The sequence below is a fragment of the Pseudomonas sp. FeN3W genome (assembly GCA_030263805.2).
Lineage (GTDB): Bacteria > Pseudomonadota > Gammaproteobacteria > Pseudomonadales > Pseudomonadaceae > Stutzerimonas > Stutzerimonas stutzeri_G.
In genome coordinates, this window is the sequence record CP136010.1 from 711,833 (window position 1) to 726,541 (window position 14,709).

The window sequence follows — 14,709 nt, forward strand, 5'->3', positions numbered from 1 at the left end:
GACAGTTGCCCGCCGTCATGCGCGGATGTCGCTGTCACAGCGCAGGCACTTCGCGCAGCAGCCATTGCACCAGCGCGCCGCCGCCGTGACCGGTGGCGTCAGCGCGCTCGCGCAGGCGATGCCCGACCACGGTCGGCAACACCGCCTGCACGTCTTCCGGAATCACGTAGTCACGGCCATCGAGAAATGCCCAGGCACGTGCAGCCGCAAGCAGGGCCAGGCTGCCCCGCGGCGATAGCCCCCAGGCGAACTGCGGCTGCGTGCGGGTCGCCTCCACCAGTCGCAGCACGTAATCGACCAGCGCATCGCTGACCCGCACGTCGCCCACGGCGTCCTGAATGGCACGTAGTTCGTCGTGTTCCAGCAGCGGCTCGAGCCGGGTCAGCAGATCGCGTCGCGACTCGCCCAACAGCAGCGCCTTTTCCGCCGCCTTGGCCGGATAGCCCAGGGAAACGCGCATGAGGAAGCGATCCAGCTGCGATTCCGGCAACGCGAAGGTGCCGCCTGAACTGACCGGGTTCTGCGTGGCGATGACGAAGAAAGGATCAGGCAACGGGCGCGTCGCCCCCTCGATGGTGACCTGCCCTTCTTCCATGGCCTCGAGCAGCGCGCTCTGACTCTTCGGCGTGGCGCGGTTGATCTCGTCGGCCAGTACCAGCTCGGCGAAGATCGGCCCCGGGTGGAAGACGAACTGTCCGCTGTCCTTGTCGAAGACCGAGGTGCCGAGAATATCGCCAGGCAGCAGGTCGGAAGTGAACTGGATACGCTGGAACTCCAAGCCCAGTACCTTGGCCAGGGCATGACTCAGCGTGGTCTTGCCCATGCCGGGCATGTCTTCGACCAGCAGATGACCTCGGGCCAACAGACAGGCAAGGGCCAGCCGGACCTGGGCTTCCTTGCCGAGCAATACTTCGTTGACTGCTCGCAGGCAGGCGTCCAATCGGGTGCGCATAGACTCTCCTTCGTTCGTCGCCCTGATGCTACTGGTCGGCTGCGGCCAGGCAAAGCGAAGGAAATGCCCGGTGACGAGTTTGTGATGCCGGCACCGTTGCAGCGCTCACGCCGCTGCGCCTGTTTCCAGACAACGGAGAACAGCTGCAGGCATTGCTTGTGAGATGACGGGCCGCGGGAAAGCGGCAAGCGAGCCGGAAGGCTCGAAGGCAATTGCCAGCCCGTGCGCTAGCGAACGGACCGGCAATTGATGGCGCAGGCTCAGCGACCGGCGCGAGATTCGCGAAGGTAGAAACGCGCCTTCTGTGCCTTCTGCGTGCAACCACGGAAGGCTTCGAACTGCTGCTGGGTCTTGGCGCCGGTCAGCAACGCCATGGCCTTGGAATAGCTCACGGTACCGGTAAAGCCCTCGGCTTCCGCCAGGCTCTGCTCCTTCCATGCCGCATCCAGTTCCGCGGCGCAGCTGTCGCGGTAGGCGGTCTTGCCGGCACAACCGGCCAGCAGCACAACCAGCAAAGGCAAAGTCAGCCAGGTTTTCATCGCATCATCCCTCATGTGCCATTCAGGGTTACGGCGCGTTGCGCGCCTTACGGTTACGCAGATACTCGACCACGGACGGCTGGTCGCCGGCGAACTCGATCCGCTCGGCCTTGCTCTCGCGCTGGTAGGCGTACATCGGATCGTAATATTCGCCCAGCAGCGCCTCGATCCAGGCGCGATGCAGGTCGACAGAGCCACTACGCGCCTGCTCCGCCAACGCTTGATCCATCAGCAGAGCCAGGCGCTGGTAACGCTCGCCGCCGAGCCGCTTGTTGATATTGACCAGACTTTGTTGAAGACGCTCGGCGAATGCAGCGAAACCGTTCTCACCCTGTTCGGCGATGAACTCGGCGCATAGATCGATCACGTAGTCCTTGAGGATCCGCTCGACGCGCCCTTGCGGGCTGTCTTCCAGCCAGATCAGCGGAAACTGCTGCATGCCCTGAAACAGCGGCAGCGGGATGGAGCAACGCCCGACCAGACGCGCCTCGTCCTCGATCACGAAGCTTTCGATCCCGGCCGCTCGCATCTTCAGCAGCCGAATCGCCAGGACATTCTCGAAATCGATCTGCGAGGGCTGTGGCGTGGCGCGCTTGCCGAAACTGGAGCCACGGTGATTGGCCAGTCCCTCGAGGTCCAGGCTGTTGCCCAGCTGCGCCAGGACCTCGGTCTTGCCGGTCCCGGTCATGCCGCCCACCAGAACGAACTCGCACTGCTCCACGGCCTGATCGATGGTGTCCAGCAGGAAGTGACGCATCGCCTTGTAACCGCCAACCACGCGCGGATAGTCGATGCCCATCTCGTCCTTCAGCCATTGCTGGACGATCTTCGAACGCAAGCCGCCACGGAAGCAGTACAGGTAGCCATCCGGGTGGGCACGGGTGAAATCGGCCCAGGCCTGCAGTCGCTCGGCCTTGGTCGTGCCGGAAACCAGCTGCTGACCCAACTCGATGGCGGCTTTCTGGCCGTGCTGCTTGTAGCAGGTACCCACCTTCTGCCGTTCTACGTCATTCATCAGCGGCAGATTGACGACGCCGGGGAAGGCGCCCTTGCCGAACTCTACCGGCGCACGGGCATCCACCATCGGAGTGTCATTGAGGAACAGCGCGCGATAATTCTCGGTGTCGCCGCGCATCAACGTACCTCGACCGCATGGCTACGCGCGGTGACCAGCTGGCCGATCGGCTCCAGCGCAAGGCCGAGTTCGGCACAGACCACGAGGAACTCCGCCTCACCCTCCGGCGCCACGGCGACCAACAGCCCGCCGCTGGTCTGCGGGTCGCAGAGCAGCTGCTTGTGCCGCTCGTCGAGCGCGGCGATGCGCTCACCGTAGCTGTCGAAGTTGCGCTGGGTCCCGCCGGGCACGCAGCCCTGCTCCAGGTAGTACTCGATGCCCGGCAGGCGAGGCACGCGGGCATACTCGATCTCGGCGGTCAGGCCGCTGCCATCGGCCATCTCCACCAGATGGCCGAGCAGGCCGAAGCCGGTGACATCGGTCATGGCGCGAACGCCTTCAAGTTTGCCGAAACGGCTACCGGCGGTGTTCAGGGTGCACATCCAGTCGCGGGCCAGCCCGACGTCCTCGGCGCGCAGCTTGGCCTTCTTCTCGGCGGTGGTGAGGATGCCGATACCCAGAGGCTTGGTCAGGTACAGCTTGCAGCCGGCGGTGGCGGTGTCGTTGCGCTTCATCTGCCGCTTGTTCACCAGCCCGGTGACGGCGAGGCCGAAGATCGGCTCGGGCGCATCGATCGAATGGCCGCCGGCCAGGGGAATGCCGGCGGCATCGCAGGCGGCACGTCCACCGGCGATCACTTCGTGGGCGACTTCCGGGGGCAGCACATTGACCGGCCAGCCGAGAATCGCGATGGCCATCAGCGGATCGCCGCCCATGGCGTAGATGTCGCTGATTGCATTGGTCGCGGCGATACGGCCGAAATCGTACGGATCGTCGACGATAGGCATGAAGAAGTCGGTGGTCGACACCACCCCGCGCTCCTCGTCGATGCCGTACACCGCGGCATCATCACGCGAGGCGTTACCGACCCACAGGCGCGGATCGAGGTTCTGCGCACCGCTGCCGGCAAGAATCACGTCCAGCACTTTGGGCGAGATCTTGCAGCCGCAGCCGGCGCCGTGACTGTACTGGGTGAGGCGGATCGGTTCGCTCATCGGACTCTCTCGTGAAACCTGCACAAACGGGCGGCGATTGTAGCAAAGGCCACCGTGAATTCGCCGGTCGCCGCCGGATTCGAGCATGCAACGGCAGGCTCGCGCATGGCGAGTTCCCTCTCGGCTCTTGCAGGCTCGCCGGCCAGGCATGAAGCTATCGCAAGTGCCACAGGGAGAACCGCATGAGTAAGAGAGTTGCACTAGTATTGGGGTCTGGTGGCGCACGGGGCTATGCGCACATCGGCGTGATCGAGGAACTGGAGGCACGAGGCTACGAGATCGCCTGCATCGCCGGCTGCTCAATGGGTGCGGTCGTCGGCGGCATCTATGCAGCCGGCAAGCTCGACGAGTACCGCAGCTGGATCGAAAGCCTCGATTATCTGGACCTGCTGCGCCTGGTCGACCCGAGCTTCAGCCTCGGCGCGATCCGCGGCGAAAAGGTGTTCGGCCGCATCCGCGACATGGTCGGCAAGACCCGCATCGAGGATCTGCCGATTCCATTCACGGCAGTCGCCACCGACCTGACCAATCAGCAGGAGATCTGGTTTCAGGAGGGCAGCCTGGAACTGGCGATGCGCGCCTCCGCGGCCATCCCGAGCCTGTTCACGCCGGTCATGCAGGGCAATCGCATGCTGGTCGACGGTGGCCTGCTCAATCCCCTACCGATCGTCCCGGTGGTATCGGCGCATTGCGACATAATCATCGCGGTCAACCTCAACGCCAACAATCACAAGCAATACCCGCTGCCGGAAATCGAGCGGCCGGGGCGCTTCGACTCGCTCATGACCTCGATCAGCGCGCACATTCCGTTCTGGCGCAAGGACGAAGCAGAGCTGACCGAGCAGATCGAAGACATCCGTGCAGGCGAACTGACTCGAGGCGATCAGCCACCGGCGGCGCCAACCAGCCGCAACGCACCGCGATCAGCGGAAGGCTCGACGGTGATCGATGTGACCGGCCCGGCGTCGCTGCTGGAGCTGATCAACCAGAGCTTCGATGTCATGCAGTCATCACTGGCGCAATACAAGATCGCCGGCTATCCGCCGAACGTACTGGTCAATATTCCGAAGCGGGCCTGCCGCTTCTACGAGTTCTACAAGGCGCCCGAGCTCATAGCGCTGGGCCGCATCGTCGCCCACGATGCGCTGGTGCGCTACGAAGAGGAGCAATGAGCGGCAGACGCCGCCTCACTGCCCGGCAGGTTCCCGTGGCTGGTTCGCGAGCTGCGTCGACTCGTGCGAAGGCATCTGCGGTACTTCCTTGATCAGCCAGTCACCCAGCAGGCTGTAGGCCACCGCCAGCAAAGTCGGGCCGAGGAACAGCCCCATGAAACCGAACGCGAGAATGCCGCCGAACACACCGAGCAGCACGACCACCAGCGGCAGATTGCCCCCTCGACTGATCAGATAGGGCTTGAGCACGTTGTCCACGCCACTGATGACGAACATCCCCCAGATGCCGAGGAAGATCGCCATGCCGTAATCACCCTGCCAGGCCAACCAGGCAACGGCAGGCCCCCAGATCAGCGGCGGCACCATGATGAAGCTACAGGCGAAGGTCAGCAGCCCGAGCACCAGCGCGCCCGGAACCCCGGCGATGAGAAAACCGATGTAGGCCAGAATCGCCTGAGCCGCGGCAGTGCCGATCACCCCGTTGACCACGCGCTGCACCGTCCCCGCGACGAGCTCCAGATAATGATCCGCACGGTCACCGATCAGCCTGTGCAACAGGCTATGGACGAATGCCGACAGACGTGGTCCGTCGCGATAGAAGAAGAACACCAGCACCAGGCTCAGCGCCAGCTCGAGCATCCCGCCACCAATACGCGCGCTGCGTACCAGCAGCCAGTTGGCGACCTGGCCGATGTACGGCCGAATACTGGCGATCAAGGCCGTGCCTTGCTCATCCACGGTGCTCCAGAAATTCAGCAGCGCATCGCCTATCAGCGGCACCTCTCCCAGCCAGGCCGGCGCGGGCGGCAGACCCTCGACCTGCAGATCGTGCAGCAATGCATTGGCATCGCGAATCTGATCGGCAATGTTGAAGCCCAGCCACACCAACGGCACCGCCACCAGCACCATCCAGCTGAACGTGAGCAGACCGGCGGCGAGCGTGGCGTTACCCTTCAGCCAGCGGGTCAGCACGCGCATCACCGGCCAGCTGGCGAATGCCAGAACGGCAGCCCAGAACAACGCGGAAGCAAAAGGCGCCAGGACCCAGAGACAGGCGGCCAGCAGCCCGAGGAGCAGAATCTGCACCAGCAGGCGATCATTGTTGAGCATGCGAGATTACTCTACTGAAAAGAGCCGGCGCGTTCTGTCAGCGTGACGCGCCAGCGGAGTCGGCTATTGCAGCCGTTACGCGGGATCAGCGCAATAGCCTGATGAGCAGGCCGGGCTGCTCCGACTCATCCACTTCCAGGCGGCCACCACGTATGCGTTCGGCGATCAGCGCTTCACGCCAGGCTGCCGCGCTGCGCCCGGCCAGGCTCACCCGCGTGGTGCTGTCCAGGCGCATGACATTGGCCAGCAGCGCCCCCCACTCGGCCGTCGGCTCATCGGCCAGCCCCGGCAAACGCAGCTCGCCGGTGCTGCGTAGCTGTCGTTGCAATGTCGCCGCAGTCGGCAGTACACCCGTCAAAGGCCGGTCGGAGAGAAGTTGCTCGACGTGCAGATAAGGACGACCGTTGCCACGGGTAATTCCGTACAGCGCGATCAGCTCGCCCTCGCCTCCGGGCATGCGCGCCAGCAGATAGGCCTGCTGCGCTTCGGGACCGTAGAGTTTGGCCTTGTCGAAGATGGCATTGGCCCACAGGCTGCTGGAACCACACTCGCGCCCTTCGCACCAGAAGAGCAACTCGGCACCCTGCTGTAACAGCTCGCCGCGAGCCTGGGTAAAGGCTTCGATACCCGTGTGAGTGGCCGGCAATTGGTAGGTGATCGCGGTCAGCTCGCCCGAAACGACCACTTGGGACGCCATTCGCAGCTTTCCGCTGATGCGGCGTACGGAGTCCTGCGGATATACCCGCTCCTGAACCTGGGTTTGCCGGTAATCGACGATCTGCGCCTGGGCGAAACGAGGCAGGCGCTCCAGATCGGCGCTCCCGGTAACGTCAGCCGCCGCCACAGCCGCGGAAAAGAAGGCCGCCGCTGCTATCCATGCACTTCGCATAACTCTCCTCAACGGGACACCTTCGACTGCTTGCCGAAGCTCAACCGGCGTATCGCGTCGCATGGACCCGATAGGCGCAGAACGCCAGCAGGCCGGTGCTCGCTGGGAAACGTGGCACTGTAGCGATCGATCATTGCGCTGGCCCTGCTGGAACATTGCTTCCCAGCCTCGCCAGTTGGCAAAAGCAAGTCAAGCAAGGGTTTGCGAGAGAGTATTGCGAGCCCGCCAGAGGCATCAGCCGTGCAAGAAGCTGTTGAATGCCGTGGCGACAGCCTCAGCGCCGATATCGTCATCCAGATGAAGATGGTGCCCACCCGCCAAGCGGCGGATATCGAACGGGAACCCTTCGACAAGTTCGAGCAGCTCAGGCTGCGTCATCAGCCCCTGCTCGGCCAGCACCAGGCTGGTCGGGCAAGCGACCCGATTGACGAAAGCCAGCGCATGGGCGCGCGTCAGTCGCATGGCCGAAGGCAGCATCAGGCGTGGATCGGTGCGCCAGGTATAGCCGCCCGGGACAGGCATCAACCCGCGCTGTGCGAGCATTTCGGCCGCCTCGCGACTGACCGCGCCGACGCCTTTCATCCGCGCCTGCACAGCCTGGTCGAAACTCGCGTAGACCGGTTTGCGCTTGTCGTTCACCGCGAGCAGCGCCTCAAGTGCGGACCCAAGCTTCTGCGGCGCGCTATCCGCTTCGCCGGTGTAGGGGATTACGCCGTCGATCAATGCCAGCCGCTCGACGCGCTCGGGTAGCGCACCGGCGAGCAGCACGGAAACGATCGCGCCCATGGAGTGCCCGAGCAATGAAAAGTGTTGCCAGCCGAACTGCTCGGCGACCTGCAGCACGTCATGGGCATAGTCCCAGATGTTGTAGCCGGCCCCGATCGGGCGATGATCGGAATGGCCATGGCCGGGCAGATCCAGCGCCACGATGCGCAGCCCTTGTAGCCGCGGCGCCAGACGACTGAACGTCGCAGCGTTATCCAGCCAGCCATGCAGCGCAATCACCGGCTTGCCGTCGTCGGGCCCGTAAAGATGCGCCGCCACTTCGAGGTGCGGCAGGCTCAGCCGGACCTCTTCGAACAGCACGCTCATGCAGCCCCCTTGGAAAGCTCGGTATAGCCGCCCCAGCGGCCGAGAAGTTCACGCAGTTTTTCGGCAGTCTGCTGCGGCTGTTCGAATGGAAACATGTGGCCTCCGGGCAACGTGTGCGCTTCCCCGCGCGACATCAGCCGCAGCAGATAACCATGATGCGGCAGCACGACACGACTATCGCGCCCACGGATCATGGCCAGCGGAATCTTCAAGGCCGGCGGCCAACCGGGAGTGAGATGCGGCACGCTGCGATAGATGCTGATTTCGGTCTGCGGATCGAAACGCAGGCGCAGCCCCTGCCCCACAGGCTCCAGACCATGCTCGATATAGGCTTCGAGGCATTCCGGATCAAAACTGCTGAACAGGGCCTTGCCGGCGAAATACGCACGTGCCTCTTCGACACTGGCGAACTGTTCGCGCCGCCCCAGCGTACGGCCGGCCGGCGTCAGTCGGTCGATGAAACCGAGGCGCTTGGCCGCCCAGATCACTGTCTGGTCGAACCAGGTCGGTATCGGCGAATCCAGCATGACGACCCCGTGGTACAGCTCCGGGCGCAACAACGCGGCGCGGTAATGCAGCATACCGCCGAACGAATGCCCTACTCCCCACACCGGCTCGTGCAATCGCTCGAGCTGCTCGAACAACTCATCGAGTAGATTGTTCCAGTTATCGTCGACTGGAAAGCGCGGATCGTGCCCGTGGCGGTCCATGTGCGTAACCCGGTATTCGGGCGCCAGGGCGTCGAACAGCTTGCGATAGGTGGCCGAGGGAAAGCCATTGGCGTGGGCGAAAAAGATGCGTTGCGACATGGAAGACATTGCCGGACAGACTGAGGCCTCATTGTCTGGCAGGCCTCGGCAGGCGGCAATCGCCATAGCCCTGCCGAATGAAGGGCATTCAGGCCAATCAGCAGGCCGCAATGTCCCCCGGCTTTGCTGTCAGCCCACCGGACCCCCCTTTTCCAGCGGTACGATCGCGACGGTCAAACGTGAAATGCAACTTGGCTTACCGTCCTCGCCGCTGAGACGGATATCCCAGACATGGGTCGAGCGCCCCAGATGCACCGGCCGGCATACGCCTGTCACGCGTCCGCTGCGCAAACCGCGCAGATGGTTGGCGTTCACTTCGAGTCCAACGCAATAGAACTTGCTGCTGTCGATGCAGTGATAGCTGGCCATCGAACCAAGGGTTTCAGCCAGCACCACCGAGGCACCGCCATGTAGCAGGCCATAAGGCTGATGAGTGCGTGCATCGACCGGCATGCTGGCGGTAATGGACGCGTCATCGAAGGTCTCGAAGCGGATGTCCAGCAATTCGGTGATGGTGTTCTTGCGGGTGCTGTGAAGCTCTTCCAGGTTGGGCTGACGGTGCCAGATACTCAAGGCGCATACTCCTGAGGACTATTGTTGTTCTTGATCGATGTGCCGCCGTGGGCAAAACAGCCTGGCGGACCGGTCAACCCTAACCAACGTGACGCAAGGACACCAGCCGCATCAACCCTCCGGCCATTGCCTCACCCTCCAGCTCCGCCAGGGATGCGGTCGCCATCGGCACAGGCTCCGCGTAGTTGCCGTTCACCAGCCAGCCGGCAAGATTGCCGACGAAGGGCTGGTGGGTGACCAGTAACAGATCGCGCTCGCCACGCAGATCGAGCTGGCGCAATGCTTCGCCGAGATCGGCTTCTGGCGTCAGCCAGTCCACGGTTTCACATTCACCCTCGAAGCCGAGCGCCTTGCGCACCTCGTCCGCAGTCTGCTGCGCGCGATGAAACGGGCTGACGAGGATCGTTTGCAGCGGCTTACCGCGAAGAAAGGTGGCGCTGCGGCGCACGTCGCGGCGGCCACCCTCGGTCAGGTTGCGCTCCGCATCGGTGCGAGCGCGGGGCTCGGCTTCGCCATGTCGTAGCAGCCACAGCTTCATGCCGTCGGCCCCTGCGGAGAGTCCTTCGGCTCGGTCGGCGCAGCGGGCGGAACCGGGGTGGCCAGCTCGACATCCGCCGGGCGCGGCGTCGGCCAGTCCGAAAGCGGCCAAGGCTTGCGTTCGGTATTGAAGGTGGCGAACCGGCCGATCTGCGCGATGTACTGACTGAGGCTGTCGCCAAAGCCCTGCAGGCTGGAGTCCGCGTACCCCTTGACCAGACGCATCACCAACTGCAGCACCACGACCACCAGCAGGGCCAGCTCGGCCAACTGCCAGACGAAGAAGAAGATCAGCATCCAGACGGCCCGCAGGATCAGCGATTCCCGGTCCGTTGCCTGGTTCGATTGATTCATGGAATATCCCCTACGCTCGGCTCAGAAACCGTCGGTTGAAATGAAGTCGACATCGGTCTTGGGCTCGCCACGCATCAGCACACCGATGATCTGATCGAGCGTACGCCCCTCGAACAGAATGGCATGCAGACCCGCGACCAGCGGCATGTACACCTGCAGCTCCTCGGCCTTGCACTTGAGCACCTTGATGGTATTGACGCCCTCCGCCACCTCGCCCAGTCGGGAAACCGCCTCCTCCAGGCTGAGCCCCTCACCGAGGGCATGGCCCACCTGGAAATTGCGGCTCTTGGGTGAGGTGCAGGTCACGATCAGGTCGCCGACCCCAGCCAAGCCGAGAAAGGTCATGGGATTGGCGCCGAGCTTGACCGCGAAACGGGTCATTTCCGCCAGCGCACGGGTGATCAGCATACTGCGGGTGTTCTCACCCATGCCCAGCGCAGCGGCCATGCCGGCCATGATCGCGTAGACGTTTTTCAGCGCGCCACCCAGCTCGACGCCGTAGCGATCGGAGCTGGCGTAAACGCGGAACGTACGCCCGTGCAAATAGTGCTGCACGCTTCGGCACAGTGCCTCGTCATGGCTCGCCACGACGGTCGCCGTCAACGCATGCTCGGCCACCTCCCGCGCCAGGTTCGGTCCGGACAGCACGCCGATGCGCGCCTGGGGTGCGATCTGCTCGAGGATCTGGCTCATCAGCATGAAACTGTCAGCCTCGATGCCCTTGGTAGTGCTGACCAGCATCTTGCCGCCGAGCTGCGCGGCGAACGGCTGCAGGGCCTGACGCAGGGCGCTGGAAGGCAGCGCAACGAAGATCAGCTCGCAGGCATCGAGAGTGAATGACAGATCGGTGGTCGGCTCGACCTGCGCAAGAATCTCGACGCCCTTCAGGTAGCGCGGGTTCTGTCGCAGCGCCCGGATGCTTTCGGCCTGCTCCGCATCGCGCATCCAGAGCAGGACGTGGTGACCGTTCTCGGCCAGCAGATTGGCGATCGCGGTACCGAAACTGCCGCCGCCGAGTACCGCGATGGGTTGCTGTGGTGTCATGTGGAATCCGTTGTTGGCCATCCGAAATGGCAGTGCCGGGCATTATACGTTTCATCTTCGCAGCGGCCAGCGCAACCGCCGAGCCCTATGAAATCATTTGGTTACAGTCGTCACGAACGCTGATCCAGAGCCTTCCGGTGCATTGGCGGCAGGTATTCGTTCACGCCATGCAACCGTCCCTGCAACGATTGTCTATAGAGGACACGCTGTCGCAAGGTCCTCGTTCATCGTTAAGGAGTGTTAAAGTAGCCGCCCGATTCTGTCTTTGCGCCCTTCAGCCGCAGGTACGGATTGAATGGCGTCGCTGTTGGCAAGCTGTGACTTTAGCCACAACGCGGCAGTCTATGACTAGTCTTGATGATCAGGCCTCGAATTCTGGCCCGGTATGTAAGCAGCAAAGCCCTTCGCAGGGGCCCATTGAGGAATACGCATGACCAAACAACACGCCTTTACTCGGGAAGACCTGCTTCGTTGCAGCCGCGGCGAACTCTTCGGTCCCGGTAATGCGCAACTGCCCGCGCCGAACATGCTGATGGTCGATCGTATCGTTCACATCAGTGAAGTGGGCGGCAAGTATGGCAAGGGCGAACTGGTCGCCGAACTGGATATCAACCCTGATCTCTGGTTCTTCGCTTGCCATTTCGAAGGCGATCCGGTCATGCCCGGCTGCCTGGGCCTGGATGCCATGTGGCAGCTGGTCGGTTTCTACCTCGGCTGGCAAGGCAACCCCGGCCGCGGCCGTGCCCTCGGCTCCGGCGAAGTGAAGTTCTTCGGTCAGGTTCTGCCGACCGCCAAGAAGGTCACCTACAACATTCATATCAAGCGCACCATCAACCGCTCGCTGATCCTCGGCATCGCCGATGGCACCGTCAGTGTTGATGGCCGCGAGATCTACAGTGCCGAAGGCTTGCGCGTCGGCCTGTTCACCTCTACCGACAGCTTTTGAAGGACATCCGCATGCGTCGCGTCGTGATCACTGGCCTGGGTATCGTTTCCTGCCTGGGCAATGACAAAGAGACCGTCTCCGGCAACCTGCGCGCCGGCCGCCCCGGCATTCGCTTCAACCAGTCCTACGCGGACATGGGGCTGCGCAGCCAGGTTTCCGGCTCCGTCAACCTGAACCTCGAAGAGCTGATCGACCGCAAGGTCCTGCGCTTCATGGGTGACGCTGCCGCCTACGCCTATCTGGCAATGGAGCAGGCCGTGAAAGACGCCGGCTTCAGCCTCGATGACATTTCCAACCCGCGCATCGGCCTGGTGGCCGGTTCCGGTGGCGCTTCGACCATCAACCAGATGGAAGCCATCGACATCCTGCGCGACAAGGGCGTCAAGCGCATTGGCCCATACCGCGTGCCGCGCACCATGAGCAGTACCGTTTCTGCCTGCCTGGCCACCCCGTTCCGCATCAAGGGCATCAACTACTCCATCGCTTCGGCCTGCGCCACCAGCGCGCATTGCATCGGCCACGCCATGGAGCAAATCCAGATGGGCAAGCAGGATGTGGTCTTCGCCGGTGGCGGCGAGGAAGAGCATTACAGCCAGAGCTGCCTGTTCGACGCCATGGGTGCACTGTCCAGCCAGTACAACGATACGCCGGAGAAAGCCTCCCGCGCCTACGACGCCAAGCGTGACGGTTTCGTCATCGCCGGTGGCGGCGGCATGGTCGTGGTCGAAGAGCTGGAGCACGCACTCAAGCGCGGCGCAAAGATCTATGCCGAAATCGTCGGCTACGGCGCCACTTCCGACGGCTACGACATGGTCGCTCCGAGTGGCGAAGGCGCCCTGCGCTGCATGCAGCAGGCAATGTCGACCGTCGATACCCCGATCGACTACCTCAACACCCACGGCACCTCCACGCCGGTCGGCGATGTGGCCGAGATCAAGGCCGTGCGCAACATGTTCGGCGACAAGATCCCAACCATCAGCTCGACCAAGAGCCTGTCCGGCCACTCGCTGGGGGCTGCAGGCGTTCACGAAGCGATCTACTCGATGCTGATGATGGAGGGCAACTTCATCGCGGGCTCCGCCAACATCGACGAGCTGGATCCGGAAGTCGCCGACATGCCGATTCTTCGCGAAACCCGCGAGAACGTGCAGCTCGACACCGTGATGAGCAACAGCTTCGGCTTCGGCGGCACCAACTCCACGCTGGTGCTGCGCCGTTACAAAGGCTGAGTCCTTCGCTCCGAGCAAAACGCCCCGACTGGTTCGGGGCGTTTTTGTTTATGCGGATAGCGACCGTAAGCCGGAATCGCCCGCCCCTCGTTCAGAGTCGCTGACGGCCCTTGCGCCACTGGGCCGGCGGCTGGCCGGTCCAGCGCTTGAAGGCACGGCAGAACGCCGCGACCTCGGCAAAGCCGCTCTGCTCGGCCACCTCCTGCACGCTCAGGTGTTCGCTGCTCAGCAGTTTCAGTGCGAAATCGCGACGCAAGGCTTCCTTGATCTGACGGATCGAAGTGCCTTCGTCCTGCAGCCAGCGGCGCAGGGTTCGCGGCGCCATCGGCAACTGCCGGCTAATCGTCTCCAGATCCGGCATCTGCTCGAGATCGTAGCGTTGCAGCAGCACCCTGACCCGGGTCTGCAGGCTGTTGTCGCGTACAGGTCGATGCAGAATCACGCCTGGGCAGCCCTGCAGGAATGCCTGCAGTTCCATGGCGTTGCGGATGATCGGCAGTTGCAGAAAGCGCGGGTGCAGATGGAAACCGCAGCGGGGCTGGTCGTGGAGCAGCTCGCCGAGGAACATCACCCGGTATTCACGCGCATGCTCGACGGCCGGATAGCCGAAGCAGGTGCTGGCGACCGGGATCTGCTGCCCGACCAGCCAGCCGGCGAAGCGCTGCCACATCAGCAGGATGAACTCCTGCAGGAAATGCTCCGGGTCCTCGCCACGGTGATGCAGATGCAGGCGGTAGAACACCAGCGGCGGCTGCGACGAATCCGGCTCCAGCCCGATCTCCAGATCATCCGAAACCGCCGTGTAGAAGCGCGCGCTCTGCTGCAGCATATCGCCGAGGGTACTGGCCCCCTGGGCCAATTCCGCCATCAATGAAAACACCCCGCGCTTACAGGCCCTGGGCGCCAGGCCCATGAACTCGTCGCGAGTGAAGCGCCAGACCGCCTTGATCAGTTCGCTGAGCTGGTACTCGGTGACCAGCTGCTCGGGGCGATCGATCCAGTCCGCCGCTATCCCGGCTGCGCACAGCAGCTGCAGCGGATCCGCCCCCTGGCGCAGGGCCCCGCCGATGCAGGCGCGCACGTAGTGGTTGGCGATGTGAGCCTTGCGCGAGGGCTCGGGCAGCTCCCTGGTGGTCATGCGGTATTCCTGTGCTTGCGTCGATGCCGGTCATCCAGCAGCCTGCACCCAAATGGCCTATTTGATCAATTAAAACGACCGCAGAGGTCATTCAAAGAGGCGGATCAAGGTTCTATTAATAATCCCGTGGTCAACCGGCCGGTGGCCCCAAACACA

Annotated in this window: 16 protein-coding genes; 3 read left to right on the forward strand and 13 right to left on the reverse strand. The window is 63.3% G+C overall.

The annotated features are described in order from the left end of the window. Positions 1-34: 34 nt before the first annotated feature. The 4 genes from P5704_003160 to selD all read right to left on the reverse strand — a co-directional run bounded on the left by P5704_003160 (position 35) and on the right by selD (position 3,660). Positions 35-952 (reverse strand): AAA family ATPase, encoded by a 918-nt coding sequence (locus P5704_003160; protein WOF79516.1) that lies wholly within the window; start codon positions 950-952, stop codon positions 35-37. Between the two features lie 260 nt (positions 953-1,212). After that, positions 1,213-1,491: a hypothetical protein gene (locus P5704_003165; protein ID WOF79517.1), complete on the reverse strand. Its 279-nt coding sequence runs from the start codon at positions 1,489-1,491 to the stop codon at positions 1,213-1,215. A 28-nt stretch (positions 1,492-1,519) separates the two neighbouring features. Then, positions 1,520-2,626 (reverse strand): tRNA 2-selenouridine(34) synthase MnmH, encoded by a 1,107-nt coding sequence (gene mnmH / locus P5704_003170; GenBank protein ID WOF79518.1) that lies wholly within the window; start codon positions 2,624-2,626, stop codon positions 1,520-1,522. Continuing rightward, entirely contained in the window at positions 2,626-3,660 is a 1,035-nt protein-coding gene (selD, locus tag P5704_003175; GenBank protein ID WOF79519.1) for a selenide, water dikinase SelD, read from the reverse strand. Before selD ends, mnmH begins: the two co-directional genes overlap by 1 nt. Before the next feature lie 182 nt (positions 3,661-3,842). Between selD and P5704_003180 the strand changes: the two genes are divergently transcribed. Next, positions 3,843-4,832, forward strand: coding sequence for a patatin-like phospholipase family protein (locus P5704_003180; protein ID WOF79520.1), 990 nt, complete (start codon positions 3,843-3,845; stop codon positions 4,830-4,832). A 15-nt stretch (positions 4,833-4,847) separates the two neighbouring features. On the opposite strand, the gene P5704_003185 is transcribed toward P5704_003180, so the two are convergent. From P5704_003185 to P5704_003220, 8 genes are all read right to left on the reverse strand, one after another. Next, positions 4,848-5,942 (reverse strand): AI-2E family transporter, encoded by a 1,095-nt coding sequence (locus tag P5704_003185; protein WOF79521.1) that lies wholly within the window; start codon positions 5,940-5,942, stop codon positions 4,848-4,850. Positions 5,943-6,027: 85 nt separating this feature from the next. After that, entirely contained in the window at positions 6,028-6,831 is an 804-nt protein-coding gene (locus P5704_003190; protein ID WOF79522.1) for a DUF4892 domain-containing protein, read from the reverse strand. A gap of 234 nt (positions 6,832-7,065) precedes the next feature. Then, a complete protein-coding gene (locus tag P5704_003195; protein WOF79523.1) occupies positions 7,066-7,923 on the reverse strand; it encodes an alpha/beta hydrolase in 858 nt (285 codons plus the stop codon). Continuing rightward, a complete protein-coding gene (locus tag P5704_003200; protein ID WOF79524.1) occupies positions 7,920-8,732 on the reverse strand; it encodes an alpha/beta hydrolase in 813 nt (270 codons plus the stop codon). Before P5704_003200 ends, P5704_003195 begins: the two co-directional genes overlap by 4 nt. 129 nt (positions 8,733-8,861) lie before the next feature. After that, entirely contained in the window at positions 8,862-9,305 is a 444-nt protein-coding gene (locus tag P5704_003205) for a hotdog fold thioesterase (GenBank protein ID WOF79525.1), read from the reverse strand. 79 nt (positions 9,306-9,384) lie between these two features. After that, positions 9,385-9,843, reverse strand: coding sequence for a phosphohistidine phosphatase SixA (gene sixA, locus P5704_003210; GenBank protein WOF79526.1), 459 nt, complete (start codon positions 9,841-9,843; stop codon positions 9,385-9,387). Beyond that, positions 9,840-10,196: a DUF4389 domain-containing protein gene (locus tag P5704_003215; GenBank protein ID WOF79527.1), complete on the reverse strand. Its 357-nt coding sequence runs from the start codon at positions 10,194-10,196 to the stop codon at positions 9,840-9,842. The genes sixA and P5704_003215 overlap by 4 nt, the downstream gene beginning before the upstream one ends. A 21-nt stretch (positions 10,197-10,217) precedes the next feature. Further along, positions 10,218-11,240 carry an NAD(P)H-dependent glycerol-3-phosphate dehydrogenase gene (locus tag P5704_003220; protein ID WOF79528.1) on the reverse strand — a complete coding sequence of 341 codons (1,023 nt, stop codon included), beginning with the start codon at positions 11,238-11,240 and terminating at the stop codon, positions 10,218-10,220. A gap of 430 nt (positions 11,241-11,670) precedes the next feature. On the opposite strand from P5704_003220, the gene fabA reads away from it, so the two are divergent. Next, a complete protein-coding gene (gene fabA / locus P5704_003225) occupies positions 11,671-12,186 on the forward strand; it encodes a 3-hydroxyacyl-[acyl-carrier-protein] dehydratase FabA (GenBank protein ID WOF79529.1) in 516 nt (171 codons plus the stop codon). An 11-nt stretch (positions 12,187-12,197) separates the two neighbouring features. Beyond that, the gene (gene fabB / locus P5704_003230) at positions 12,198-13,415 is read left to right on the forward strand and encodes a beta-ketoacyl-ACP synthase I (GenBank protein ID WOF79530.1); all 1,218 of its coding nucleotides are present in this window, start codon (positions 12,198-12,200) and stop codon (positions 13,413-13,415) included. 91 nt (positions 13,416-13,506) lie between these two features. On the opposite strand, the gene P5704_003235 is transcribed toward fabB, so the two are convergent. Beyond that, positions 13,507-14,553, reverse strand: coding sequence for an AraC family transcriptional regulator (locus P5704_003235; protein ID WOF79531.1), 1,047 nt, complete (start codon positions 14,551-14,553; stop codon positions 13,507-13,509). Positions 14,554-14,709: the final 156 nt, after the last annotated feature.

What these genes read in the sequence shown, in the direction of transcription:
- P5704_003160 (WOF79516.1), bottom strand. Translation starts at nt 952, where the DNA reads ATGCGCACCCGATTGGACGCCTGCCTGCGAGCAGTCAACGAAGTATTG.
- P5704_003165 (WOF79517.1), bottom strand. Translation starts at nt 1,491, where the DNA reads ATGAAAACCTGGCTGACTTTGCCTTTGCTGGTTGTGCTGCTGGCCGGT.
- mnmH (WOF79518.1), bottom strand. Translation starts at nt 2,626, where the DNA reads ATGCGCGGCGACACCGAGAATTATCGCGCGCTGTTCCTCAATGACACT.
- selD (WOF79519.1), bottom strand. Translation starts at nt 3,660, where the DNA reads ATGAGCGAACCGATCCGCCTCACCCAGTACAGTCACGGCGCCGGCTGC.
- P5704_003180 (WOF79520.1), top strand. Translation starts at nt 3,843, where the DNA reads ATGAGTAAGAGAGTTGCACTAGTATTGGGGTCTGGTGGCGCACGGGGC.
- P5704_003185 (WOF79521.1), bottom strand. Translation starts at nt 5,942, where the DNA reads ATGCTCAACAATGATCGCCTGCTGGTGCAGATTCTGCTCCTCGGGCTG.
- P5704_003190 (WOF79522.1), bottom strand. Translation starts at nt 6,831, where the DNA reads ATGCGAAGTGCATGGATAGCAGCGGCGGCCTTCTTTTCCGCGGCTGTG.
- P5704_003195 (WOF79523.1), bottom strand. Translation starts at nt 7,923, where the DNA reads ATGAGCGTGCTGTTCGAAGAGGTCCGGCTGAGCCTGCCGCACCTCGAA.
- P5704_003200 (WOF79524.1), bottom strand. Translation starts at nt 8,732, where the DNA reads ATGTCGCAACGCATCTTTTTCGCCCACGCCAATGGCTTTCCCTCGGCC.
- sixA (WOF79526.1), bottom strand. Translation starts at nt 9,843, where the DNA reads ATGAAGCTGTGGCTGCTACGACATGGCGAAGCCGAGCCCCGCGCTCGC.
- P5704_003215 (WOF79527.1), bottom strand. Translation starts at nt 10,196, where the DNA reads ATGAATCAATCGAACCAGGCAACGGACCGGGAATCGCTGATCCTGCGG.
- P5704_003220 (WOF79528.1), bottom strand. Translation starts at nt 11,240, where the DNA reads ATGACACCACAGCAACCCATCGCGGTACTCGGCGGCGGCAGTTTCGGT.
- fabA (WOF79529.1), top strand. Translation starts at nt 11,671, where the DNA reads ATGACCAAACAACACGCCTTTACTCGGGAAGACCTGCTTCGTTGCAGC.
- fabB (WOF79530.1), top strand. Translation starts at nt 12,198, where the DNA reads ATGCGTCGCGTCGTGATCACTGGCCTGGGTATCGTTTCCTGCCTGGGC.
- P5704_003235 (WOF79531.1), bottom strand. Translation starts at nt 14,553, where the DNA reads ATGACCACCAGGGAGCTGCCCGAGCCCTCGCGCAAGGCTCACATCGCC.